This window comes from Massilia sp. Masssp94, from assembly GCF_059491305.1.
In genome coordinates this window covers 5,643,241-5,666,535 of the sequence record NZ_CP168501.1, presented here as the reverse complement: position 1 = coordinate 5,666,535, position 23,295 = coordinate 5,643,241, and the positions used below count along the sequence as shown (strand labels likewise).

At 64.7% G+C, this 23,295-nt stretch carries 19 protein-coding genes; 8 read left to right on the top strand and 11 right to left on the bottom strand.

All coding sequences use genetic code 11. The features are described from left to right. Positions 1-146 precede the first annotated feature (146 nt). Together ACEN9G_RS25195 and ACEN9G_RS25190 are read left to right on the top strand one after the other, a co-directional pair. Entirely contained in the window at positions 147-926 is a 780-nt protein-coding gene (locus tag ACEN9G_RS25195; protein WP_413338185.1) for a rhamnogalacturonan acetylesterase, read from the top strand. Positions 927-996: 70 nt separating this feature from the next. Beyond that, positions 997-2,427 (top strand): right-handed parallel beta-helix repeat-containing protein, encoded by a 1,431-nt coding sequence (locus tag ACEN9G_RS25190; protein ID WP_413338183.1) that lies wholly within the window; start codon positions 997-999, stop codon positions 2,425-2,427. A gap of 58 nt (positions 2,428-2,485) precedes the next feature. On the opposite strand, the gene ACEN9G_RS25185 is transcribed toward ACEN9G_RS25190, so the two are convergent. The 5 genes from ACEN9G_RS25185 to ACEN9G_RS25165 all read right to left on the bottom strand — a co-directional run bounded on the left by ACEN9G_RS25185 (position 2,486) and on the right by ACEN9G_RS25165 (position 7,207). Continuing rightward, positions 2,486-3,355, bottom strand: coding sequence for an SGNH/GDSL hydrolase family protein (locus ACEN9G_RS25185; protein ID WP_413338181.1), 870 nt, complete (start codon positions 3,353-3,355; stop codon positions 2,486-2,488). Between the two features lie 148 nt (positions 3,356-3,503). Next, positions 3,504-3,842: a ferredoxin FdxA gene (gene fdxA / locus ACEN9G_RS25180; RefSeq protein ID WP_413338179.1), complete on the bottom strand. Its 339-nt coding sequence runs from the start codon at positions 3,840-3,842 to the stop codon at positions 3,504-3,506. 12 nt (positions 3,843-3,854) lie between these two features. Continuing rightward, on the bottom strand, positions 3,855-4,415 hold the full coding sequence (locus ACEN9G_RS25175) for a carboxymuconolactone decarboxylase family protein (protein ID WP_413338177.1): 561 nt from the start codon (positions 4,413-4,415) through the stop codon (positions 3,855-3,857). A gap of 34 nt (positions 4,416-4,449) precedes the next feature. Next, positions 4,450-5,793, bottom strand: coding sequence for an aspartate aminotransferase family protein (locus ACEN9G_RS25170; RefSeq protein ID WP_413338176.1), 1,344 nt, complete (start codon positions 5,791-5,793; stop codon positions 4,450-4,452). Between the two features lies 1 nt (position 5,794). Beyond that, complete coding sequence (locus ACEN9G_RS25165; protein ID WP_413338174.1) at positions 5,795-7,207, bottom strand: KamA family radical SAM protein; 1,413 nt, start codon at positions 7,205-7,207, stop codon at positions 5,795-5,797. A gap of 228 nt (positions 7,208-7,435) precedes the next feature. Here ACEN9G_RS25165 and ACEN9G_RS25160 point away from each other — a divergent pair, with 228 nt between their 5' ends. Beyond that, a complete protein-coding gene (locus ACEN9G_RS25160; protein WP_413338172.1) occupies positions 7,436-8,323 on the top strand; it encodes a LysR family transcriptional regulator in 888 nt (295 codons plus the stop codon). A 501-nt stretch (positions 8,324-8,824) separates the two neighbouring features. On the opposite strand, the gene ACEN9G_RS25155 is transcribed toward ACEN9G_RS25160, so the two are convergent. The 4 genes from ACEN9G_RS25155 to ACEN9G_RS25140 form a co-directional block, all read right to left on the bottom strand. Further along, a complete protein-coding gene (locus ACEN9G_RS25155; RefSeq protein ID WP_413338170.1) occupies positions 8,825-9,400 on the bottom strand; it encodes a phosphatase PAP2 family protein in 576 nt (191 codons plus the stop codon). Continuing rightward, on the bottom strand, positions 9,397-10,998 hold the full coding sequence (gene eptA / locus ACEN9G_RS25150) for a phosphoethanolamine--lipid A transferase EptA (RefSeq protein ID WP_413338168.1): 1,602 nt from the start codon (positions 10,996-10,998) through the stop codon (positions 9,397-9,399). Before eptA ends, ACEN9G_RS25155 begins: the two co-directional genes overlap by 4 nt. Before the next feature lie 187 nt (positions 10,999-11,185). Then, positions 11,186-11,944, bottom strand: a complete 759-nt coding sequence (locus tag ACEN9G_RS25145; protein WP_413338166.1) for a COG4705 family protein — start codon at positions 11,942-11,944, stop codon at positions 11,186-11,188. A gap of 66 nt (positions 11,945-12,010) precedes the next feature. Next, the gene (locus ACEN9G_RS25140) at positions 12,011-12,661 is read right to left on the bottom strand and encodes a VTT domain-containing protein (RefSeq protein WP_483127130.1); all 651 of its coding nucleotides are present in this window, start codon (positions 12,659-12,661) and stop codon (positions 12,011-12,013) included. Positions 12,662-12,806: 145 nt separating this feature from the next. On the opposite strand from ACEN9G_RS25140, the gene ACEN9G_RS25135 reads away from it, so the two are divergent. From ACEN9G_RS25135 to ACEN9G_RS25120, 4 genes are read left to right on the top strand one after another with little or no spacing between them, the layout of a single operon-like run. Then, positions 12,807-13,931: an efflux RND transporter periplasmic adaptor subunit gene (locus ACEN9G_RS25135; protein WP_483127129.1), complete on the top strand. Its 1,125-nt coding sequence runs from the start codon at positions 12,807-12,809 to the stop codon at positions 13,929-13,931. Next, on the top strand, positions 13,928-17,020 hold the full coding sequence (locus ACEN9G_RS25130; protein WP_483127128.1) for an efflux RND transporter permease subunit: 3,093 nt from the start codon (positions 13,928-13,930) through the stop codon (positions 17,018-17,020). Before ACEN9G_RS25135 ends, ACEN9G_RS25130 begins: the two co-directional genes overlap by 4 nt. 25 nt (positions 17,021-17,045) lie before the next feature. Then, positions 17,046-17,753, top strand: coding sequence for a heavy metal response regulator transcription factor (locus ACEN9G_RS25125; RefSeq protein ID WP_483127127.1), 708 nt, complete (start codon positions 17,046-17,048; stop codon positions 17,751-17,753). Further along, on the top strand, positions 17,731-19,206 hold the full coding sequence (locus ACEN9G_RS25120; RefSeq protein WP_413342971.1) for a heavy metal sensor histidine kinase: 1,476 nt from the start codon (positions 17,731-17,733) through the stop codon (positions 19,204-19,206). The genes ACEN9G_RS25125 and ACEN9G_RS25120 overlap by 23 nt, the downstream gene beginning before the upstream one ends. A gap of 307 nt (positions 19,207-19,513) precedes the next feature. Here ACEN9G_RS25120 and guaA read toward each other — a convergent pair whose 3' ends face one another. Together guaA and guaB are read right to left on the bottom strand one after the other, a co-directional pair. After that, the gene (guaA, locus tag ACEN9G_RS25115) at positions 19,514-21,124 is read right to left on the bottom strand and encodes a glutamine-hydrolyzing GMP synthase (protein WP_413342973.1); all 1,611 of its coding nucleotides are present in this window, start codon (positions 21,122-21,124) and stop codon (positions 19,514-19,516) included. A 56-nt stretch (positions 21,125-21,180) separates the two neighbouring features. Further along, positions 21,181-22,641: an IMP dehydrogenase gene (gene guaB / locus ACEN9G_RS25110; RefSeq protein ID WP_413342975.1), complete on the bottom strand. Its 1,461-nt coding sequence runs from the start codon at positions 22,639-22,641 to the stop codon at positions 21,181-21,183. Between the two features lie 117 nt (positions 22,642-22,758). Between guaB and ACEN9G_RS25105 the strand changes: the two genes are divergently transcribed. Continuing rightward, positions 22,759-23,244 carry a hypothetical protein gene (locus tag ACEN9G_RS25105; protein WP_495605466.1) on the top strand — a complete coding sequence of 162 codons (486 nt, stop codon included), beginning with the start codon at positions 22,759-22,761 and terminating at the stop codon, positions 23,242-23,244. The last annotated feature ends 51 nt before the right edge of the window (positions 23,245-23,295 follow it).

The window sequence follows — 23,295 nt, the reverse complement described above, 5'->3', positions numbered from 1 at the left end:
GCCGTTGCCGATCAACTAAATCGATGCACTAAATCGTTGCACCCGAACGATTTATCCTGTAGATTGGCTCGCACCGGGCTGGCCATCCTCGACGAGATGGTGATCGGCACGCGGTAAACGACGACCTCTACATTCGGGAGATCACCATGTCACGACGCTTCTCGACTCTCTTCGTATCGATTGCCCTGGTACTTTGCAGCGATCTTTCCGCTGCCGCCGACCTACCCAGGCCTATCCGCGTAATCCTCGTCGGCGACTCGACCATGGCAAGCGGGAGCGGCTACGGTGACGCCCTGTGCGCGCGCTTTGTTGCCGACGTCAAGTGCATCAACCTGGCGCGCGGTGGCCGCAGCACGTCAACGTTCCGAAAGGAACAACGCTGGGCCGAAGTCGAGACCCTGTTGCGCGACGGGAACGCCTTCAGCGCCACCTATGTGCTGATCCAGTTCGGACACAACGACCAGCCTGGCAAGGGTGAGCGCTCGACCGACCTCGTGACCGGGTTCGGGCCCAATATGGCGCGCTACGCGAGCGAGACAAAAGCGCTCGGCGGCGTGCCGGTCCTGGTCTCGCCGCTCGCTCGCCGGACCTTCAAGGGCCCCTATTTGAAAGACACACTCGGGCCTTGGGCTCAGGCCACCCGCGTGGCCGCGGCTCGCGAAAAGGCTGTCTTCCTTGACCTGCATGCCGACAGCATTGCTGCAGTGCAGGCGATGGGTCCGAAAGAAGCCGACACGCTGGCGGTGGCGCCGCCGGAACAAGAACCCGTCTCCTCCAATCCGAACGGCGTCGAAGTCGCCGGCGCACCGAAACGGGCGTTCGACTATACCCACGTCGGGGCCAAGGGCGCGGATTTTTTCGCCGGGATCGTCCAGGCGGAATTGACGGCAGCGATTCCGTCGATCAAACCTTACCTCAAGCAGTAGGCCAACCATTGTTGGCCAATGTTTCTCCACACCGCGTACTCAAGGACCGATAAAACGATTGGAGGCGACAATGCATATCAAGAATCTGAATTTCAACATAGTGGGTACAGGCTTGACCGTGACGATGCTGGTTGCCGGTTGCGGTGCCGGGAATACGGTCAGCAGCACCGGGACCAGCAGGATGTTATCCACCATCGCCACGACAGTCCCGCCGGGCAATCCCGGTCTGCGCGAATCAGACGGCACTCTCCATGTGATTCCTGCTCCAGCCGCCGCACCCACGATCGTCAATGTCGTCACCCGGGCAGCCGAATTAGGCAAGAACATTGATCTGGCCGATAACGCGAGCAGTGACCAGGCAGCCATCGATGCCGTTCTCGCCGATGTCGCACCTGGGAGCACCGTATATTTTCCGAACGGAACGTACAACGTTTCCACCATCGCTTTGAAAAAGAGCGGGGTCCATATCATGGGGCAAAGTCGCGACGGTGCCATCATCAAATCCGACCTTTCCCTGGCCGGTTCGGCCATGACCATCATCGGTTTGCACGATATCGTGGTGGGCCATCTGACGTTCACTTCGACCTGGGCTGGTACCTATTCCACCGATACGGCGCACAACAATCCGTCTGCCGGAGGTCCTCTCAACATGATTGCGACCGGCAAGAATACCTACAATGTCACGATCGACAGCGTCGTGTGCGAAAAGTTCGACCGCATCGGCGTGCGTATTGGCGGCGGTTCGCATGACATCCTGGTGAAAAGTTCGATCGCCCGTAATGCCACCGATGTCGGCGGGGGCGGAGCAGGTTACGGATTTGTCATCACCGGTGATTCCCACCTGGATGCCGGCACCAACCCTTTCCTGGGTAACCCGCTGAAAGACACTTATTTTGTGAAGTTCGACAACAATACGACTGTGGCGCCATATATTCGCCACGGCGTGATTGTCCAATACTGGGCGCACAATAACCTGATTACCAATAGCCACTTCGACGGCACCAGACTCGACTCGATTGATCTGCACGGTGAAGACGAATACGCCAACGAGGTCACCAACAACCCGATCACCAATTCGCAGCGTGCGGCCATCGCGCTGGGCAATTCCGGCTCCACCCATGACAAGACTGGCGTCTATAACTGGATCCACGATAACGATCTGGTCGGCAATACCCTGGGTATTTCGGTTGAATACGGCACCCAAGGCACGACAATCGAGAACAACACGATTCGTGACAATGCGTCGCTCTCTCCTGTCTCCCCGCGCGGCATTTTGTTGGGCAGCAGCACCGGCACTGTAGTCAGCAACAATACCATCTCGAATAACACCGTACCGGGATTTGTCGCTGTTTATCTGGCAGACAATACGGCCGAGGGCACGGAACCTGCAGGCGGTCCGAAAAACTGGACGATCAGCGGCAACACGGTAACCAACAGCGGGACAGCATTCAAGGATGCAGCCAGCCTCGACAGCGGCAATATTATCCAGTCCACGTGGTAGTCGGTCTCAAGCAAATGGCCGCCCTCGCCGAAGGCTGCGGCGGCAAACCGCTCACCCATCAGCGCGTGTGTCGCACCAACTGTCCGCCCGAAAAAACGGGCAGCGAGGGGCCGGGCGTATCTTCATGGATAGGGCAGAGGATGGGCGACAGGACCAGGAGTGGTGTCGCCTCGTGGCCTTCGCGGATCGTGTCCAGGAAGCCATGCACGGCCGGACCGAAACCGCGCAGGCGCATCAGATCCATGTTGACGACGTTGATACCGAGCTTGAGGCTGATGAAGTCGGCCTGCTGGTCCCGGATGGTGCGGGCCACGAAGGGATCGAGCAGCGCGCTGCCGCCCAAGCCCAGGTTGACCAGATCGACGCCGGCAAGACGGGCCGCCATGGCCGGCCAGATGCCCGTCGGATGCCGGGCGTTGGAGCCGTGGCTGATCGAGCTGCCGTGATGCAGCCAGGTTTTTCGGCCACTGTGCCCGGAAGCGTCCAGCGCTGCGTTGCTCCGCAAGGTGAAGAGCTCGGTGGCCTCGTCGTGAGGCAGCCAGATTTCCACCTCCTTGCTGCCCGCCGGCAGGTCGGCGAAGCGCAACAGGCCAGGCCGCCCTTCCTCGACCTCTGCCTGCGGCGCCGTGCCCGAGGACCATGTCGACGGGTCGATGCGCAGGACACGTCCGCCAGGGATCGTGCCTTGCCGGACCCTTCGTCCGTCGATCACCAGGCCGTAGGCGCCGTCCGGGCGGGGCGGCAGGTGAGCACCGCGCTCAGCGTGGCCCTGATCGGCGGGATCTTCTACACGGTCCTCGGTGGACGGGACGACCCGGCGCCGATCGCGCACGCCTTCGTCGCCGCCGCGCTGTGCATCGCCTTCTGCCTCGGCGCCGGCGCGGTGCTGGGCATGACGCTCGCGCGCCGCGCCGGCACTGGCATGCATCCTTCTGGAAAAAAGCCCGCCAAGACGAAGAAAGGAAACTCGCTCCCCCTTCGATGATCAACAGCCGGGGTAACGTGCTGATCCCACTAAAAATGTCAATCGCACAGCCGAAGTCATGCCCTGTTCGATACTTTGCCGGGTCGCGATACTAGGCCGGCGCCGGCGCCGGATCGAGCAGCTGGCGCCGGCCCGGCCGGCCGTGCCAGTATCCCGCGTCCGGCATGGCCGGCTTCTTGTCCAGGATGACGGGCCAGACTGCCGCGTAGTGGGCGTTGAGTGCGACGAACTCCTTCTGTTCCAGCGGCACGTTCGCTTCGAAGAAAATCGCGTCGACCGGACAGGCGCTCACGCACATCTCGCAGTCGATGCATTTTTCGGGATGAATGACGAGGAAGTTCGCTCCTTCGTGGAAGGCTTCCGCGGGGCAGACTTCCACGCAATCGGCATGTTTGCAGTTGATGCAGCTTTCGGTGACCACGTACGTCATTGCGTTGCCTCTTCAGGGTCGGGATGGTCGGGGCGCCACTGCTTCGGGCTCGATATGCAGCGCGAGCAGGAAGCGCGACACCATGTTGTAGGTGGCGATCACGCCGACGAGTTCCACCACGTGCTGGTGGTTGCCCAGCGCGGCGATCGCCGCCGCGAACGTGGCGTCCGCAGTGCGCACGTCGCGCGTCATCTCGAACGTCAGCCGGACGACGGCGCGTTCGCTCGCATCGAACAGGGCCGGGTCCGGCACACCGTGTTCGAGCCGCTGCAACGCGGCCAGTTGCTGGGCGGTGCCGCCGGCCTTCATGAACTCGGGGGCGTGATGGTGGAACTCGTAATCGGCACCGTTCAGGACGGCCACCAGGCAGATGGCCAGTTCGCGCAGCCTGGGCGACAAGCCGAGGCCGGTCCTGACCTCGCCCAGGAAGGCGTTCCAGCCCCTGGCGAAAGCCGGGCTTCGCAGCAGCATGCGGTCGAGGTTCAGCAGGCGTCCGCCGCGGCGGGCGAGGATGGCGTCGACGAGATCCTGCGGCGCCTCCGGGCCGGGCGCCGCATAGGGAATACGGGACATGGTGTCGTTCCTTTGCATTTCAGTGATGCGGTGGTCAATGGTCGCCTGCGCGCCGGCCGGCGATGGCCGCGTCGATAGCCTCTCCCAGCCGCAGGACGATGGCGTCGATGGCCGCGGCGTCGCAGATGAACGGGGGCGCCAGCAGTACATGGTCGCCGGCGCGGCCGTCGATCGTTCCGCCCATCGGATACACCATCAGGTCGCGCTGCATGGCCGCCGACTTGATGTCGGCGTGGAGGCGCCGTCCCGGATCGAAGGGCAGCTTCGAGCCGCGGTCCGCCACCAGTTCGACGCCCCAGAACAAGCCGCGGCCGCGGATGTCGCCGACATGGGGATGATCGCGGAAACGCACGTGCAAGGCCTGCTCCAGCTGGATCCCGCGGGCCTGCACGTTGTCGAGCAGGCGCTCCTCGCGGACCGTGCGCTGCACGGCCAGCGCAGCGGCGCAGGCCAGCGGATGGCCTACATACGTGTGACCGTGCTGGAACATCCCCGAACCCTTGGCGAACGCGTCGTAGACGTGCCTGGCCACGAACGTCGCGCCGATCGGCGCATATCCTCCGCCCAGGCCCTTCGCCACCGTCATCAGGTCGGGGGCCACGCCGTCCTGCGCGCAAGCATGCAGCGTGCCGGTACGTCCCATTCCGCACATGACTTCGTCGAGGATCAGCAGGATGCCGTGCTCGGTGCAGATGTCGCGGACCCGCGCCAGGTAGCCGGGTGCCGGCGGGACGGCGCCGAGGGTGGCGCCGACGACCGTTTCGGCCACGAATGCAATGACGTTGGCGGCACCCAGTTCGTGGATCTTCGCCTCCAGCTCGGCGGCGGCGCGCACGCCATATGCCTCGCCGGTCTCATGCGGGTGCCGGTAGCGGTATTCGTAGCAGGGATCGATGTAGTGGTTGTCGACCAGGATGGGCGCGAACTGGGCACGCCGCCAAGCGTTGCCCCCGACCCCGAGCGCCCCGAGCGTATTGCCGTGGTAGCTCTGGCGCCGCGAGATGAAGTAGCGGCGCTGGTGCTCGCCGCGCTCCACGAAGTACTGGCGCGCCATCTTCAGCGCCGCCTCGACGGCCTCGGAGCCGCCCGACACCAGGTACACGTGCGACATCCCGGACGGCGCCTGGGCCAGCAATTCCTCGCCCAGCGCCTCGGCGACGTCTGTCGTGAAGAAGCTCGTGTGGGCGTAGGCCACCTGGTCGAGCTGCGCGTGCAGCGCGGCCAGCACCGCCGGATGCTGGTGGCCGAGGCAGGACACGGCCGCCCCGCCGCTGGCGTCGATATAGCGCCTGCCCGCCGCGTCGATCAGATGGATGCCCTCGCCGCCGACGGCGCGCGGATAGGCATGATGGATTTGCCGATGCAGTAAGCGCGTCATGTCAGGTTCCCGTGCTCATGGTGTCCATATCCCCTGCGCCATCGCCGGCCGTGGCGGCGTGGGCATGCACCCGCGGCGCGGCAATCGGGATCACGCGGTGCGGTTCTTCTTCCTCGGTCTCGAAGAAGAACCGCACCTCGCCGAAGGCCGGCACCAGGTCGTCCAGCCAGGTGGCCTCGGGATCGAACTTCGCGTAGAACGGTCGCCGCGCCCAGTCCGGATTGCGCGCCTGCAGGAATTGAAGGGCGAAGACTTTTTCACCGCCGATCGTGACGATGCCGTCGATCGCCACCTTGCCGGGGAACGCGCTCATCGACGGCCCGCGCACCGTGCGCGCCAGTCCCGACACCTGCTGGTAAGCCGCCTGGAAGGTCTCGTAGGCCTTGGCCAGCGGCAGGCGGAAGTAGTGGCTCGGACCCGTATCGCGCTCCACGAACATGTAGTACGGGATGGCGCCCAGCCGCACGCCCGTGGTCCACAATTCCGCCCAGCCGGCCGGATCCTCGTTGATGTGGCGGATCAGCGGCGCCTGCATGCGCAGCGTGGCGCCCGATCCGACGATCCGCTTGACGGCGCGTTGCGCGATCGCCGGGCGCAGTTCGGCCGGGTGGTTGTAATGCCCCATGACGGACAGGTTCTTGCCGGCGTCGACCACCTTGCGGAACAGCTGGAGCAGTTCATCGGCATCCTTGTCCGTGACGAAGCGGTGCGGCCAGTACGAGACCGACTTGGTGCCGATACGGATATTCTGGATGTGCGCCAGCTCGGGCGCCAGCAGCGGCTCGAGGTAGCCGGCGAGCGCGCGGGTACTCATGATCAACGGGTCGCCGCCGGTGATGAGCACGTCCGTCACTTCGGGGTGCAGCTTCAGGTAGCTGACCAGTTCGTTCGATTCCTTTGCATCGAACTTGAGGTCGTCCATGCCGACGAATTGCGGCCAGCGGAAGCAGAACGTGCAATACGCATGGCAGGTCTGGCCGGCGCTGGGGAAGAACAGCACCGTTTCCTTGTACTTGTGCTGCAGGCCGCGCAGCGGCACGCCGTCGATGGACGGCACGTTGTGCGTCATCTGGCCCGCCGGGTGCGGATTCATGCCGAGCCGCAGGCGGCGCACCTCGCGTTCGATGGCGACTTCGTCCTGCTTGACCAGCACCAGGTCGCGCAGCAGCGCATAGTCCTCCGGCGCCAGCATGTCTTCGTGCGGGAACGTCAGGCGATAGATCGGATCGTCCGGCACATTGTCCCAGTTGATCAGTTCATCCATCACATACTGGTTCGTGCGGAACGGCAGGACGCGGGATACCACCAGCACGGCTTCCTGCAAATGCGTGGGCATCGCCGCCCATTGCGGCGCCTGCTGGATCGTCAGTCGGGTGTAGGGCTTGAATCGGGGTGCGGCAACTTCGACTAGCATGTCTTCCTCCATGTCCCATTGATGATTTGCGATGGCGCTGCGTACTGGCAGTGCAATGCTTTGATTCAACGCAAACATCAAAGCAGTTTCGCAATGCGAAAATTCGAAGTACGTAAGATTGACTTGCAGCAGTGCTTAGTATTCGTTCAAAGACCCTGTGGCACAAACGATAAAAATGCGCGACATTGTGCGTTTGAGGAAACAACGGTGAGAAGAAAACTCCCGAGCATGGAAGCCCTGATCGCGTTCGAGTCGGCGGCGCGGCACCAGAGCTTTACCCGCAGTGCGGACGAACTGGCGCTGACGCCCAGCGCGATCGGGCGGCAGATCGCAACGCTGGAAGACTACGTGGGACTGCCCCTGTTCAACCGCGTCAGGCGGCGTGTCAGCCTGACCGAGGTCGGCGAGACGTATGCGAAACAGGTGCGCGACAACCTGGACAGGATCGAACGCGACACCCTCGCGGTCGCGACCCGGAGCGGCGCCGAGGGCATCCTCGAGCTCGCGGTGATTCCAACGTTCGCGACACGCTGGCTGATCCCGCGCTTGCCGCAGTTTTACGCGCAACACGGGCATATCACGCTCAACCTCACGACCCGCTCCGAGCCATTCCTGTTCACGGATACGCCGTTCAGCGCGGCCATCCACTTCGGCAATCCCGTATGGCCAGGTGCCATCACCCAGCATTTATTTGGCGAAGAAATGGTTCCGGTATGCAGTCCGGAACTGCTGAACGGGTCAGGGTCCCTGGCGCCGTCGGCCTTGGCACGGCTGCCGCTTCTGCATCAATCGGCCCGCCCCGATGCCTGGCGCCAGTGGCTGGCGCAGGCGCGCGTGCACGATGTCGACTGCATGAGCGGCCAACGCTACGAATTATTTTCCATGCTGGTGGAGGCCGCGCGTGCAGGACTCGGGGTAGCGCTGGTGCCCCGCTTCTTCGTCCTGGCCGAGCTGGCAAGCAAAGAACTGATCGTGCCCAACGAGATGTCACTGCTCAACGACAAGGGCTACTACCTTGTCTATCCCGAATCGAAGCAGAACGCGCCTTCGCTTCAGCCGTTCAAGCAATGGCTGCTCAGCATAGCGCGTGAGTACCGCGCTTCGACGCGGTGTTGACGACTCCGGCATCGCACCGGGTCGCAAGCCGCATGGTCGCGACCGCGCCTTATCTCGTGAAGAAATAGAAAAGCCGTTGATCATCCAACCTGAACGATCAACGGCTCGCCAAATCTTACTTAAAAATTAGTTACGACGACTCTTCACTCCCCATTCGATCATAAATGGCTGAGCTAAGCCCATGAATCGACTAGCGTTTTAACGGCACGTTCGGCTTAGTACCATCCGGGATACCACGCGGAATTCATTGATACGCGACTGGCAATAACCGGCATCAGGCAATCGATATTCCCGATCGTGCTCGCCATCGCGCTCTGGGCCATTACGGACATGGTAACGCGAATGGGATCTGCCGACGGCCCGCGAACCCTGCATACGAGATGAGTTCGGTGCATGCCCGCCAGTCACGTGCCTGTCGGCCACAGTTGCACGCCGAGAGCCGCCCTGGCGAGCATGCGAAACTCGGGAAGGTTCGTCCCGGGCGCGCTGCTCGCACAGCCACTACTTCTGCGAGGTAAACCATGCCGTGGTCAGGCATCCCACGAGGGCCCCGGCGATCACCGCGGAAATGGTATGCGCATTTAGCATGACCCGCGCATACATGGTCATCGCAACGATTACCGAGAGCAACAGTCCGAGCCAAAGGCTGTAGCGCCTGCCGATGAAATACACCGCGCACGACGCCATCGACGAATGTCCGGACGGCATGTTGATTGATCCGCCATTCGGCCGCTGGCCAAGCCGGGTGCGATCCACCCATCTGTCATCGAGAAAATGCTTCAATCCGTGCGTCACGACGGTGGTCGACACGCCCACGTAAAGCAGCTGGACGAGCCCGACTTTATCGCCCAGCACGAGCGGCAATACGATCTGTACGGCGGTCGGGACGAAGCGCACATAGTTCTCGGTCAACCTGACCTCCGCGGGAACGCTGGTGCCTGCCGGCAACACCGGATAGCTCGCCAATTTGCTCGGAAACGCCGCGCTCAGGACGATCCCGACGAGCAGGATGGCGACGAGCGCGAGCGGACGCCGGACTTCGGTATAGGCGAGACGGAATATCGATCGGTCGTTCATGGCTGGGTGATAAATTGGAACAGGTCGTTTTCCGGGACATAGACTGCGCTGCGCAAGCCCATCGCTCCCATGACGCTATGGAAGATGACGTCGTGGGAGGGCGGCTTGCGGAAACGCTGCGGCGTCGTCAGGGTGCCACCGCGCCGTACGAATTCGTCGGACGTCCATACCAGCAGCGGGACCATGTACTGCACCTCCGGTGCGATGGCCATCGGCACCCCGTGCAGGTACAGGCCGCCCTCCCCCAGCGATTCGCCGTGGTCGGACATGTAGAGCATCGCACTCGGCCTGGCCGTCGCCGACTTCAACAGCTGGATGACGCGGTGCAGGACCTCATCCGTGTACACGATCGTGTTGTCGTAGGCATTCACCAGTTCGCTGGGGCTGCATTTCTGCAGGTCGACGCTCTGGCAGGCCGGCTTGAACCGCTCGAATTCGGGCGGATATTTCTTGGCGTACTGCGGTCCGTGGCTCCCGCCCAGGTGCAGGACGACGAGGGTCTTGGTGTCGGGCTTCCCGTCGTGCAGGATCGCATCGAGGCCGTGCAGGAGCACTTCGTCGTAGTCGAGGCGCGCGCAATCCTGCGTGCACGCTTTCCGGATCTGGTCGGCGGTGTCGTAACGGCTCGTCTGCAGCGGCGGTTCGCCGAAATTATTCGTACGCCAGATCACCTCGACGCCGTGGCGATGGAGATAGCTCGGCAAGGGTTCGTCGTTGCCGGAGATTCCGTCCACACCGCGATGCGAAAGCATACAGCGCAGCGACGCGGTCGTGTACGTCGCGCAGGCGTGCGCCCCCGGGTAGGCCAGCACGCCGTCCTGCCGCAACCGGGGGTTCGTTTCGCGGCCATAGCCGAACAGGGAAAAATTCTGCGCGCGCGCGGCCTCGCCGATCACGAGCACGAACACCATGCCGCCGGGCCGCTCGGCGGTAATCGGCGGCAGCGGCTCCACAACGCGATGGCGCTCCGCCTCCGACTTGTAGTACCGCGCCGCGTTGATCACGTAGGACCACGGCAGTATCAGGCCGCCGAATGCCTTCGCGTTCTTGTCGATCCATAGCCAGCTCTGCGCATTCGCGTACAGCCAGGCGGAACCCAGCACCAGCGCGAGCACGAGCACCATGGCGCTGCGCACACGGTGCGCAGCGGCGACGCGCTGGCGCAGGATGAGCGCGGCCGGCACGAGCCCCAGGGCAATCACGTACAGGAGCAGCTTCGGATGCGCCAGTTCCGAAGCTTCCTTCACATTCGTGTTGACGATGTTTCCCACCATCGTCGCATCGATGACGATTCCGTATTGGACGATGAAATACAGGGCGGCGGCGTTACCGATGGCGAACACGGCGCACGCCAGTTTGAGAAGCCGGATCGAAACGAGGGCGCACAAGCCCAGCACCCCCAGCGAAATCGTCAGCTGGAATACGAACAGGGTGCCGATCGCCAGCGCGCTGCTCCAGTCGAAGCTTGCGCGGGTGGATGCCGCCAGGGCATACAACGGCCATTGGAACAACGCCGTGTTGGCGAGCGCCAGCGCCAGGATGAAGCGTACTGCGCCGGCTTCGCGGCTGCCCGCAGAAGGGCGGAGCCAGGTTGTCAACAAGCTTGTTCTCATGTCCGTGGATCGTCAGCTGGCCCATGACGCTCGCGCAGGGCAGCCGCTCATTATGGCCGACCGGACATGACAGCAATCCGACCTGGAGATTACAATTTTGTCAGGTCGCGCAGGATGACCCGCACGCTCAAGCCGGTCCGCTTCTCAGCATCGGAACATCCACCTTCCGCGTTCAGTGTGCGGCGCGGGCCGCCCGTTGCCGGAACAACAGCAGGCTGGTCAGGATGAACCCAAACAGCACGGCCGACGCGGAATACCGGCTCAATGCCAGGCCGCCGTGGTCCAGGGGCTTATCCAGGAAGTCGCCGACCACGGCCCCCAGCGGACGGGTCAGGATGAACGCGGCCCAGAACAGGATGGTGCGTGACATCTGGGTCCAGTAATACACGGCCGCGACCAGCGCGAGCGTGCCGCCGAACACGACGGCGGCGCCGGAATAGCCCATACCCGCGCTATCGGCGGTCCAATCGCCCAGTGCCGTGCCCAGGGTCTGCGAGAACATGATCGTGACCCAATAGAACGCTTCGGCCCTGGGCGAGCTCACGGTGCTCACCGACACGGAGCCGAGGCTGCGATGCCAGATGAAAAGCGAACCAGACAGCAAGAGCAGCAGCAAGGCCGAGCCGCCGGCGTAGCCGATGCCGAGCGAGCGATCGGCAAAGTCCGCCAGCGTCGTGCCGACCGTCGTGGTGGCGATGATGGTGACCCAGTACAGCAAGGGATGAAAGTGCCTGGCCTTGATCTGTGCAATGACAGCCGCCAGGAATACCACGGCGAAGATGGCCGTGCCGATCAGGTAGCCGAGGTTCATCGACATCGACACCGCGTCGCCGCCGGTTTCTCCCAGCGTGGTGGCGGCGATCTTGATGATCCAGAAGCCCAGCGTGACTTCGGGAACTTTAGCTAAAGGATGTTCTTTGGTTTTTTCCATGTGGTCAATCCTCCTTGTGCTGGTCGGCATGACGGTCCAGACGAAACCGAGCCGAGACATAGCTTGTCAGCGACTCGTGCTCGCTTCCCCCTGTTTTTTTCCCGAGAGCCAGCCGATCAGGCCCGGCAGCAGCGAGACAGCGACGATGCCGAGGATGACCACGGTCAGGTGCTCGGAGACCCATGGCAGGTTACCGAAAGCAACCCCGGCGCCGACCAGCGCGCCCACCCACAACAGGCCGCCCGCGATGTTGTAAGCCAGGAAAGTCTTGTAAGCCATATGCCCGAGCGCCGCCACGAAGGGGGCGAACGTGCGCACGACCGGTACGAAACGGGCCAGCACGATGGTCTTGCGCCCATGCCGGTCGAAGAAATCGTGGGTACGCTCCAGGTGCTCCGGCTTGATGAAGCGGATCCGCTGCTTGTCCAGCATCCGCGCGCGCAACTGGCCGCCGATCGCAAAGTTCATGCTGTCGCCGAGGATGGCCGCCAGGGCCAGCAGCGGCACCAGGACGGGCAGGCCGAACGTGCCCTGGGCGGCCATCGCTCCCGCCACGAACAGCAGCGAGTCGCCCGGCAGGAAGGGCAGGATCACGACCCCGGTCTCGATGAAGATCACCGCGAACAGCACGACGTAGACCAGGACCGCGTGGCTGGACGCGAGCGCGGCAAGGTGCGTGTCGAGGTGCAGGATCCAGTCGATCAATGAGCTCATCATCCAGGCATTCGGATAGCGTATCGAAGCGACAGGATAGCGAACCGTGCCATGCGCACGCCGAACCTGACAAAAATGTAATCGCGGCGTCCGCATTCCGTCATTCGCGTGCGGCCACAATAGCGCCTCCTCCAACTTTCTTCCCTTCATGGCTTCCGTACGCAAGAAGATGATCGTCGCGGCCGGTGCGCTGGCCATCGGCGCGGCCCTCGCGGCCGCGGCGCTGCACGACCAGGCCGGCGCGGCGAGCGCGCCGGCGCCCGCCAGGGAGCCCCTCGTGAGCGTGACCGCTACGCGCGCCGTCGACATTCCGGTCGACCTGGCGGCGCAGGGCCACGTCGTGCCACTCGATTTCGTCGACGTCAGGCCGCAACTCAACGGCACGCTGCTGGCCGTCCATTTCCATGAAGGCGATGCGGTTGCCCGTGGCCAGCTGCTGTTCACGCTGGACGACAGCGATGCCCGCGCCGCACTCGCCAGGGCCGAGGCCCAGGTCGGCCTGGTGCAGGCCCAGCTGGCCGACGCGCGGCGCGAGCAGCAGCGGGCGCAGGCGCTGGCCGCCTCCGGGTTCATCGCCCCGAGCGCGGTCGATACCGCCGCCAGCAAGGTCGACGCCCTGGCGGCGCAACTGCGCGCAGCGCAGGCCGAAGCCACCGCCGCCCGCACCACCGTGTCGCGCACCCGGATCGTGGCGCCGCTCGCGGGCCGCGCCGGCGCCGTGGTCGTGCATCCGGGCAGCCTGGTCCAGGCCGGCGCGCCCGCGCCGCTGGTCACGATCTCGCAGTTTTCGCCGGTCGGTGTCGACTTCAACCTGCCGGAACACGAACTGCCGGCCCTGCTGGCGGCGCGCGCGGCCGGTCCGGTGGCGGTGTCGGTCACCGACGCGGCCGGCGCCAGCGCCGAAGGCCGGCTGGCGTTCGTCGACAATGCCATCGACCGCGGCAGCGCGACCATCGCCCTGAAGGCGAGCTTCCCGAATCCGAAGCAGATGCTGTGGCCCGGCGGCTTCGTGCGGGTGGTCGTGCATGCCGGGACGAGCCACGGCGCGGTGGTCCTGCCGCCGCAAGCGGTCCAGGAAGGTCCGGACGGACGCTTCGTCTACCTGGTCGGGGCCGACGGCAAGGTGGCGCCCCGGCCGGTGCGGCTGCTGCGCATCCAGGACGAACTGGCGGTGGTCGCCGGTGTCGAAGGAGGCGTGCGCGTCGTGCTGGAAGGCGGCCAGAACCTGCGGCCGGGCATGCGCGTGCGCATCGCCGCGCCGGAGACGCCATGAACCTGGCCCGCTTCTGCCTGCAACGGCCGATCGCCGTCCTGCTGCTGTGGCTGAGCGTCATCGTGGCGGGCTTCGCCTGCTGGCTGCAGTTGCCGGTGGCTGCCCTGCCGGTCTACGACATGCCCACCATCCAAGTCGGCGCGCGCCTGCCCGGCGCCAGTCCGGAAACGATGTCGACCTCGGTGGCGACGCCGCTCGAAAAGCAGTTCTCCGCCATCCCCGGCCTGCTCGCCACGACCTCGAGCAGCATCCAGGGCGAGACCCAGATCACCCTGGAATTCGACGCCAGCCGCAACATCGATGCCGCCGCCGCCGACGTGCAGGCCGCCCTGTTCCGCGCATCGCGCTCGCTGCCGGCCGAGATGACGACGCCGCCCTCCTACCGCAAGGTGAACCCGGCCGACGCGCCGATCCTCCTGATCGGCCTGAGCTCCCCTTCCCTGCGCCTGAGCGACCTGAATGCCTTTTCCGACAACCTGATGGTGCCCGCGCTCTCGACCCTGAGCGGGGTGGCGCAGGTCAACGTGTCGGGGCAGAGCCGCTATGCGGTGCGCGTCCAGGTCGATCCCGACCGCCTGAACGCGCTCGGCCTGGCGCTGCCGGACGTCGCCGCGGCGCTGAAGGCCGCCAATTCGAATGCGCCGCTGGGCCAGCTCGACACGCGCCGCCAGATGATGAGCATCCAGATGGCGACAGGACTGATGAAGGCCGCCGACTTCGCCCCTGTCGTCGTCGCCACCGTAGACGGGCGCCCGGTGCGGCTGAGCGAAGTGGCGCAGGTGCTGGACAGCGTCGAGAATAACCAGAATACCAGCGGCATCAATGGCGCCAGTTCGATCTTGCTGCAGATCCAGCGCCAGCCTGGAGCGAACACGGTGGCGACCGTCGACGCGATCCGCGCCGCCCTGCCGAAGCTGGTCGCCCAGCTTCCCAGCTCGGTCAAGGTGACGGTCCTGAACGACCGCTCGGTATCGATTCGCGATGCGGTCCATGACGTCAACCTGACGATGCTGCTGACGATCGCGCTGGTGGTACTCGTGATCCTGCTGTTCCTGCGGCGCCTGGCGGCCACGCTGATCCCATCGATCAGCCTGCCGGTGTCGCTGGTCGGCACCTTCGGCCTGATGTTCGCGTTCGGCATGAGCCTGAATAACATCTCCCTGATGGGTCTCACCATCGCGGTCGGACTGGTGGTGGACGACGCCATCGTCGTCCTCGAAAACATCATGCGCCATGTCGAGGATGGAATGGCGCCCCGCGACGCCGCCATCAAGGGCACCAGCGAAGTGGCGTTCACGGTGGTGTCGATCTCGGTGTCGCTGGTGGCGGTGTTCATCCCGGTGCTGTTCATGCCGGGCACGATCGGCCTGTTGTTCCACGAGTTCGCGCTGGTGGTGGCGCTGGCGGTGCTGGTGTCGGCGGCGGCCTCGCTGACCCTGATCCCCGTGCTGGTGCCGATGTTCATGGCGCACGACGCGCATGCGCCGGGACCGGCGCCGGCCTGGAGCGCCGCCTTCGAACGCGGCTTCGCGCGCCTGCTGGCACTGTACGGCCGCGCCCTCGACCTGGCGCTGGCGCGCCGCGCCGCCGTCCTGCTGGCGGCACTGGCCACCTGCCTCCTGACCGCCTGGCTGTACCTGGCGGCGCCGAAGAGCTTCTTCCCGCAGGAAGACACCGGCCAGATGACAGTCAACGTCGACGCCCCGCAGGACATGTCGTACGAAGGTCGCCTGGCGGTGCTCAAGCGGATCGAAGCGGTGCTGATGAAGGACCCCGGCGTCAGCGACGTCGCCTCGAAGGTCGACCACGACACCACCAATCTCTATCTCACCCTGAAGCCCCGCGGCGCGCGCCCACCGCTGGCCGAAGTGCTCGGGCAGCTGCGCGCGGAGACCGCCTTCCTGCCGAACGTCAAGGTGTTCTTCAGCCCGGTGCAGAACCTCCGGATCGGCGGACGTGGCTCGAAAAGCACCTACCAGTACACGCTGCAGGCCGTCAGTCCCGCCTCGCTCGAGACCTCGGCCGCCCGCCTCGTCGAGGAGCTGGGCAAGTCGCCGGTGTTCGTCGGCCTGGCCACCGACTCCCAGCGCGACGGCCTGGAAGCGCGCCTCGAGGTCGACCGCGACAAGGCCGCGCAGCTCGGCGTCGACCTGGCCACCGTGCGCGCGACCGTGTATGCGGCGTTCGGCACGCGCCAGGTGTCGACCATCTATGCGCCCGAGGACAGTTACCAGGTCATCATGGAGCTGGAAGACCGCTTCCGGCGCGACGAGACCAGCCTGGAAAAAATCCACGTCCGCAGCAGCCAGGGCGCCCTGGTTCCGCTGAGCGCGTTCGCACGCGTCGGACGCGGCCCCGGCACGATGGCGGTCAATCACCAGGGCCAGTTGCCGGCGGTGACCATCACATTCGACCTGGCACCCGGCAAGTCGCTGTCCGACGCCGGCGCCGCCATCGACGCGGCGCGCCACGCGATCGCGCTGCCGGCGACCGTCTTCGGCGCCTTCGCCGGGCAGGCTGCGCTGTTCCAGCAATCGCAAAGCAGCCAATTGTGGCTGATCGCGATCGCCGTCGCCGCCATCTACGTCATCCTCGGCATGCTGTACGAAAGCTGGATCCATCCGGTGACGATTTTGCTGGGCATCCCGTCGGCCGCGGTGGGCGCCCTGCTGGCCCTGCGCATGACCGGCCTCGACCTGAGCTTCGTCGCCATGATCGGGATCCTGCTGCTGGTCGGGGTGGTCAAGAAAAACGCGATCATGATCATCGACTTCGCGCTCGACGCCCAGCGCCGCCTGGGGCTGGGGCCGGACGCCGCGGTGCGCCAGGCCTGCCTGCTGCGCTTCCGCCCGATCATGATGACCACACTGTGCGCTATCATGGGGGCCCTGCCGATCGCTTTGGGCCTGGGCAGCGGCGCCGAACTGCGCCAGCCGCTTGGCGTCGCGATCGTCGGTGGCCTGTTGCTGTCGCAGCTGATCACCCTGTTCATCACGCCAGTGCTGTATGTGTGGTTCGACCGGCTCGCCGCACCGCGCCGCACGTCTCCGCGGCGTGTCGCTGCGCCGATTGAGGCGACGGTGGAATGAGCCCGCGCCAGGGATAATAAACGGTTTGAAAGCGATCGAGAACGTGACCAAGATTCTGCTGGTGGAAGACCAGCCTACCGCCGCCGCCTACCTGTCCAAGGGCCTCAAGGAAGAAGGCATGGTGGTCGACGTCGCCCACGACGGGCCCGATGGCCTGCACCTGCTGCTGACCGTGCAATACGATCTGGCGATCCTGGACGTCATGCTGCCGGGCCTCGACGGCTGGACCATCCTTGAAACCGCACGCCGTGCGCAGCGCCAGACGCCGGTGCTGTTCGTCACTGCGCGCGATGCCATCGACGACCGCGTGCGCGGCCTCGAACTGGGGGCCGAGGACTATCTGGTCAAGCCGTTCGCGTTCAGCGAGCTGCTGGCAAGGGTGCGCGTTATCCTGCGCCGCAATGAGCGTTCGCCCGCGACGAGTGAGCCAACCGTGTTCGAACTGGGCGATCTCAGGGTCGACCTGCTCAAACATCGGGCCACACGTGGCACCGACCGGCTCGAACTGACTCCCAAGGAATTCGCGCTACTGTCGCTGTTGGTCCGGCGCCGTGGCGAAGTACAGTCGCGCACCGTGATCGCCGACCTGGTCTGGGACATGAATTTCGAGTCCGACACGAACATCGTCGAGGTGGCGATCCGGCGCCTGCGCACCAAGCTGGACGACCCCTATTCCGTCAAGCTCCTGCATACGGTACGCGGCGTCGGCTATGTTCTCGAAGTGCGCAATTAAGCTGTTCGACGCCGGGCGCTGGTCGCTGACGGCGCGCCTGAGCCTGTTCTTCGGCACGGCGACCGCAGTGATCGTGATCGGCGTCTCGGTCATGATGTACTCCGAGCTGGTGGAGCAGCTGCGCGACAAGGAGGAAGCCGAGCTGCGCGACGACCTCCAGATCCAGCGCGACGTGCTCGAACACCTGGCGCGCAGGCAGGTCCCCAGCCAGTGGCAGCACGAGTGGGGTGAGTACCAGGAGGATTACCAGAAATTTGCCTGGCAACTGGTGGCGCCGGACCGACTTGTCCTGGCTGCATCGTCGAACACGGCGCTATTTGGCGCCGCGCTCGCGCATGCCGGTATGCGGTCGGGCTTCGTGAGGTGGGCCGACCGGTCGCGCCAGCCGGTGCGTTATTACCTTGTACTCGACGTTGCGGCGGATCTGCCCGGCCGCGAAGCGGCGAAATTGCGGGGTCCTTCCCTCGGTCCTCGCGGCACGCTCCTGCGCGGCGTGCTGGATGTCTCGCAGGATCAGCACGTGCTGAGCGCCTACCGCGCCAAGCTGGCAGGTGTGATCGCCCTGGCAATCGTACTGTCCGCGGGCGCCGGCTGGCTGCTCGCCCGGCGTGGCCTGGCTCCGGTGCGGGCAATCAGCCGGGAAATCGGCCGCATCAACGCCGAGAAACTGCATGCCCGTATGGCGAGCGAGGCCTGGCCATCCGACCTGGGAGTGTTGGCCAGCGCCTTCGACGACATGCTGGCCCGGCTGGAGCAGTCGTTCGAACAGCTGACCCGCTTTTCCTCCGACCTCGCGCACGAGTTCCGGTCGCCGATCAACAACCTGGTCGCCGCTGCCAGCGTCACGCTGGCGCGCGCGCGCGCGCCGGCGGAATACCAGAACACCCTCGGCATCGTGGTCGAGGAAGGCCAGCGGCTCTCGCGCATGGTGTCGAGCATGCTGTTCCTCGCGCGCGCCGACAACGCCGGTCAGCACCTGCACCTGGAACGGGTGGCGCTGGCCGTCGAATTTCGCACGCTGGCCGACTTCTACGACATCGCGGCGGAAGAACAGGGCATCACCTTGGCGATCCACGGCGAGGCCGAACTGGACGCCGACCCCGTACTGCTGCGCCGCGCCCTGTCGAACCTGCTGACCAATGCCTTGCGCTACACCCCCCGTGGCGGCACGGTGAGGCTGTCGGCCGCGTGGGAGCACGACGCTGTCGTGATCGCGGTCAGCGACGACGGCGACGGTATCGCCGCCGAACACCTGCCCTTTCTATTCGACCGCTTCTACCGTGCCGACGCCGCACGCAGTTCGGCTGACAGCACGGGTCTGGGCTTGGCGGTGGTGCGCTCGATCGCCGAACTTCATGGCGGGACAGCCGAGGTCATTAGCACACCCGGCAAAGGCAGTACGTTTACGCTGCGTTTCCCGGCCAGGCAGACCATGCGCAATGAATTGTCATGAGTTCGGTAGGCGTGTGTCGCGCGAAAAAATGTTTAATGTGCGCGACCGCGACAACCAGAAATGAAAATGGCATACATCAGCGCAAAAGCGCTGATCTACAGATATGCTCGAGGAGGGGATGGGAATCGAACCCGCCTAAAGCGCTTTGCAGGCTGCTGCATAATCGCTTCGGCGCCGCAACACAACTAATGATTACGGGCTTTGAGCACGCTTAAAACAGTTCTGCACCGAGTATTTATGCTGCATAAAAAGCTCGCCGAAGCGAGCTTTTTTCAAATTACGAGAGCAATATTTCCAAAAGGAAATTTCACTCCCATTCAATCGTCGCCGGCGGTTTCCCCGAAATGTCATACACGACGCGATTGATACCGCGCACTTCGTTAATGATCCGGTTGGAGACCTTGCCCATCAACTCATGCGGCAGATGCGCCCACTGCGCCGTCATGAAGTCCAGCGTCTGCACGGCACGCAGCGCGACGACGTATTCATAAGTACGGCCATCGCCCATCACGCCCACCGATTTCACCGGCAGGAACACGGCGAACGCCTGCGACGTCGCCTCGTACCAGTTGGTCGGCGCCTTGCCGGCGTCGATGCCCGGCACGTGCGGCACTTCGAACGGGGTCTTGCGCAGTTCTTCGATGAAGATCGCATCCGCTTCGCGCAGCAGGTCGGCATATTCGCGCTTCACTTCGCCGAGGATGCGCACGCCCAGGCCCGGGCCCGGGAACGGGTGGCGGTACACCATGTCATGCGGCAGGCCCAGGGCGACGCCCAGCTTGCGCACTTCGTCCTTGAACAGTTCGCGCAGCGGTTCCAACAGCTTCAGGTTCAGCGTTTCCGGCAGGCCGCCCACGTTGTGGTGGCTCTTGATCGTCTGGCCCTTCTTGCCCTTGCCGGCCGATTCGATCACGTCAGGGTAGATCGTGCCTTGCGCCAGCCAGCGTGCGGCCGTCAGCTGCTTGGCCTGCTCCTGGAACACTTCGACGAATTCGCGGCCGATGATCTTGCGCTTCTGCTCCGGGTCGTTGACGCCGGCCAGGTGGCCCATGAACTGGTCGGACGCGTCGATGCGCAGCACCTTCACGCCGAGGTTCTTCGAGAACATGTCCATGACCATCTTGCCTTCGTCCTTGCGGAGCAGGCCGTGGTCGACGAAGACGCAGGTCAGCTGGTCGCCGATGGCGCGGTGGATCAGCGCGGCGGCCACGCTCGAGTCGACGCCGCCCGACAGGCCCAGGATCACTTCATCGCTGCCGACTTGCGCGCGGATCTTTTCGACGGCCTCGCTGATGTAGTCCGGCATGTTCCAGTCGCTCTTGCAGCCGCAGATCTCGTGCACGAAGCGGCCGATGATGGCTTCGCCCTGCGTCGTGTGCGTCACTTCCGGGTGGAATTGCAGCGCGTAGAAGCCGCGCTCTTCGTCGGCCATCGCGGCGATCGGGCAGCTCGGCGTCGAGCCCATCAGCTTGAAGCCCTGCGGCATGTCGAGGACCTTGTCGCCGTGGCTCATCCACACCTTCAGCATGCCATGACCCTCGTCCGTGACGAAGTCGTTGATGCCGTTCAGCAGTTTCGTATGGCCGCGGGCGCGCACCTCGGCGTAGCCGAATTCGCGGACTTTACCGTTCTCGACCTTGCCGCCCAGTTGCGCGGCCATCGTCTGCATGCCGTAGCAGATGCCCAGCACGGGCACACCCAGTTCGAACACGGCCTGCGGCGCGCGCGGCGAATCGCCTTCCAGCGTGGAGTTGTGGCTGCCGGACAGGATCACGCCGGAGGCGCCGTAGTTGCGGACGAAAGCGTCGCCGATGTCGTAGGGATAGACCTCGGAAAACACGCCGGCGTCGCGCACGCGGCGGGCGATCAGTTGGGTGACCTGGGAACCGAAGTCGAGGATGAGGATTTTCGAGTGCATGTATGTTTTGATAGTCAATGCAAAAACGCGGCCGGCTGGCCGCGTTTCGGGGGATCTTATTCCGTACGGTAGTTCGGCGCTTCCTTGGTGATCTGCACGTCGTGCACGTGCGATTCACGCATGCCGGCCGACGTGATCTCGACGAACTCCGCCTTCTCGCGCAGTTCTTCGATCGACGCGCAACCGCAATAGCCCATCGACTGGCGCACGCCACCGACCAGCTGATAAATGATCGCCAGCACGCTGCCCTTGTAGGCGACGCGGCCTTCGATGCCTTCCGGGACGAACTTGTCGGCCTTGCTCGACGCTTCCTGGAAGTAGCGGTCAGCGGAACCTTCGGCCATCGCGCCCAGCGAACCCATGCCGCGGTAGCCCTTGTAGCTGCGGCCCTGGTACAGGATCACTTCGCCCGGCGCTTCTTCCGTGCCGGCGAACATCGAACCCATCATGACGGTGTGCGCGCCGGCGGCCAGCGCCTTCGAGATGTCGCCCGAGTAGCGGATGCCGCCGTCGGCGATGCATGGGACGCCCGTGCCGGCCAGCGCTTCGGACACGTTCGAGATCGCGGTGATCTGCGGCACGCCCACGCCAGCCACGATACGCGTCGTGCAGATGGAGCCCGGGCCGATGCCGACTTTCACTGCATCGGCGCCCGCTTCCACCAGCGCGCGTGCGGCGGCGGCCGTCGCGATGTTGCCGCCGATGACGTCCACGTGCGGGTACGTCGTCTTGATCCATTTCACGCGGTCGAGGATGCCTTGCGAGTGGCCGTGCGCCGTGTCGACCACCAGCACGTCGACGCCGGCTTTCACCAGCAGGTCGACGCGTTCCTTGTCCTTGTCGCCCACGCCGACGGCCGCGCCGACGATCAGCTTGCCCTGCGCATCCTTCGACGCGTTCGGGTGTTCGTGCGACTTCAGGATGTCCTTGACGGTGATGAGGCCGCGCAGTTCGAACTCGTCGTTGACGACCAGCACGCGCTCCAGGCGGAACTTGTTCATCAGGCGCTTGGCTTCATCCGTGCCGGCGTCTTCCTTGACGTACACGAGCTTGTCGCGCGGGGTCATCTTGGCGCGCGCCTCGGCGTCCAGATCCTCTTCGAAACGCAGGTCACGGTTGGTGATGATGCCGACCACCTGCTTGCCCTCCACCACCGGGAACCCGCTGATGCCATGCTGCTGGGCCAGGGCCAGGACTTCGCGGATCTTCATCGTCGGCGGAATCGTGATCGGATCGCGCAGCACGCCGGCTTCGAAACGCTTCACGCGCGCCACTTCGCGCGCCTGGTCGGCCGGACGGAGGTTCTTGTGGATGATGCCGATACCACCTTCCTGGGCCATCGCGATCGCGAGGCGGGCTTCGGTCACGGTGTCCATGGCGGCGGACAGCAGCGGAATGTTCAGCGAGATATTCCGGGTCAGCTTGGTGCGCAGTGACGTGTTGGCCGGGAGGACGTTGGAGTAGGCCGGGACGAGCAGCACGTCATCGAACGTGAGTGCTTTCTGGAGGAGACGCATAGTTTATTTCCTATAGGCGCAAAAGCGAATTATACAGAAACTCCAGGAAAACGTCGCAAGCCTGGCAAAAAACGACTGAAATCACCCGAAACGCGCGATTGACAGTGGCCGCCAGGCATGGCGAAATCAGCACATGAACCGTTACCCTCTTCTGTTGCTGGCCGCCTTCCTGGCCGCACCGGCCTACGCCCAGTATTCCTGGATCGACGACCACGGCACCCGCGTGTTTTCGGACCGCCCGCCGCCGCCCGGCACGCCGCCGTCGCGCATCCTGAAAACGCCGCGCGGCGTGGCGTCGACCGAAGCCACGCCAGCCGAGGCCAACAAGCCCACGCCCCCACCCTGGCCGACCGCGACGCCGACTTCCGCAAGCGCGCGGCCGAGCGCGATGCGGACGAACGCAAGGCCTCGGCGGACGAGCAGCGCAAGGCCGACGACGCCGCGCAATGCGCCGCGGCCCGCCGCAGCGAGGCCGTGCTGACGTCGGGCGTGCGCATCGCGGAGATGGATGACAAGGGCGAGCGCGTCTTCGTGACGGACGAAGAAAAGGCGCGCCGGCTGGTTCAGGCCCGGCGCGTGCTGGCGGACTGTCCGTCCCGGTAGGATGGGCACCACGTGCCCACGCGTGACGTATGTGGCGTGTTGGCGTTGCGC

Coding starts and splice junctions, on each gene's coding strand:
- fdxA (WP_413338179.1), bottom strand. CDS start 3,842: ATGACGTACGTGGTCACCGAAAGCTGCATCAACTGCAAACATGCCGAT.
- ACEN9G_RS25160 (WP_413338172.1), top strand. CDS start 7,436: ATGGAAGCCCTGATCGCGTTCGAGTCGGCGGCGCGGCACCAGAGCTTT.
- ACEN9G_RS25170 (WP_413338176.1), bottom strand. CDS start 5,793: ATGACGCGCTTACTGCATCGGCAAATCCATCATGCCTATCCGCGCGCC.
- ACEN9G_RS25175 (WP_413338177.1), bottom strand. CDS start 4,415: ATGTCCCGTATTCCCTATGCGGCGCCCGGCCCGGAGGCGCCGCAGGAT.
- guaA (WP_413342973.1), bottom strand. CDS start 21,124: ATGCACTCGAAAATCCTCATCCTCGACTTCGGTTCCCAGGTCACCCAA.
- ACEN9G_RS25120 (WP_413342971.1), top strand. CDS start 17,731: ATGTTCTCGAAGTGCGCAATTAAGCTGTTCGACGCCGGGCGCTGGTCG.
- ACEN9G_RS25105 (WP_495605466.1), top strand. CDS start 22,759: ATGGCGAAATCAGCACATGAACCGTTACCCTCTTCTGTTGCTGGCCGC.
- ACEN9G_RS25165 (WP_413338174.1), bottom strand. CDS start 7,207: ATGCTAGTCGAAGTTGCCGCACCCCGATTCAAGCCCTACACCCGACTG.
- guaB (WP_413342975.1), bottom strand. CDS start 22,641: ATGCGTCTCCTCCAGAAAGCACTCACGTTCGATGACGTGCTGCTCGTC.
- ACEN9G_RS25190 (WP_413338183.1), top strand. CDS start 997: ATGCATATCAAGAATCTGAATTTCAACATAGTGGGTACAGGCTTGACC.
- ACEN9G_RS25140 (WP_483127130.1), bottom strand. CDS start 12,661: ATGATGAGCTCATTGATCGACTGGATCCTGCACCTCGACACGCACCTT.
- ACEN9G_RS25130 (WP_483127128.1), top strand. CDS start 13,928: ATGAACCTGGCCCGCTTCTGCCTGCAACGGCCGATCGCCGTCCTGCTG.
- ACEN9G_RS25185 (WP_413338181.1), bottom strand. CDS start 3,355: ATGCATGCCAGTGCCGGCGCGGCGCGCGAGCGTCATGCCCAGCACCGC.
- ACEN9G_RS25135 (WP_483127129.1), top strand. CDS start 12,807: ATGGCTTCCGTACGCAAGAAGATGATCGTCGCGGCCGGTGCGCTGGCC.
- ACEN9G_RS25145 (WP_413338166.1), bottom strand. CDS start 11,944: ATGGAAAAAACCAAAGAACATCCTTTAGCTAAAGTTCCCGAAGTCACG.
- ACEN9G_RS25195 (WP_413338185.1), top strand. CDS start 147: ATGTCACGACGCTTCTCGACTCTCTTCGTATCGATTGCCCTGGTACTT.
- ACEN9G_RS25155 (WP_413338170.1), bottom strand. CDS start 9,400: ATGAACGACCGATCGATATTCCGTCTCGCCTATACCGAAGTCCGGCGT.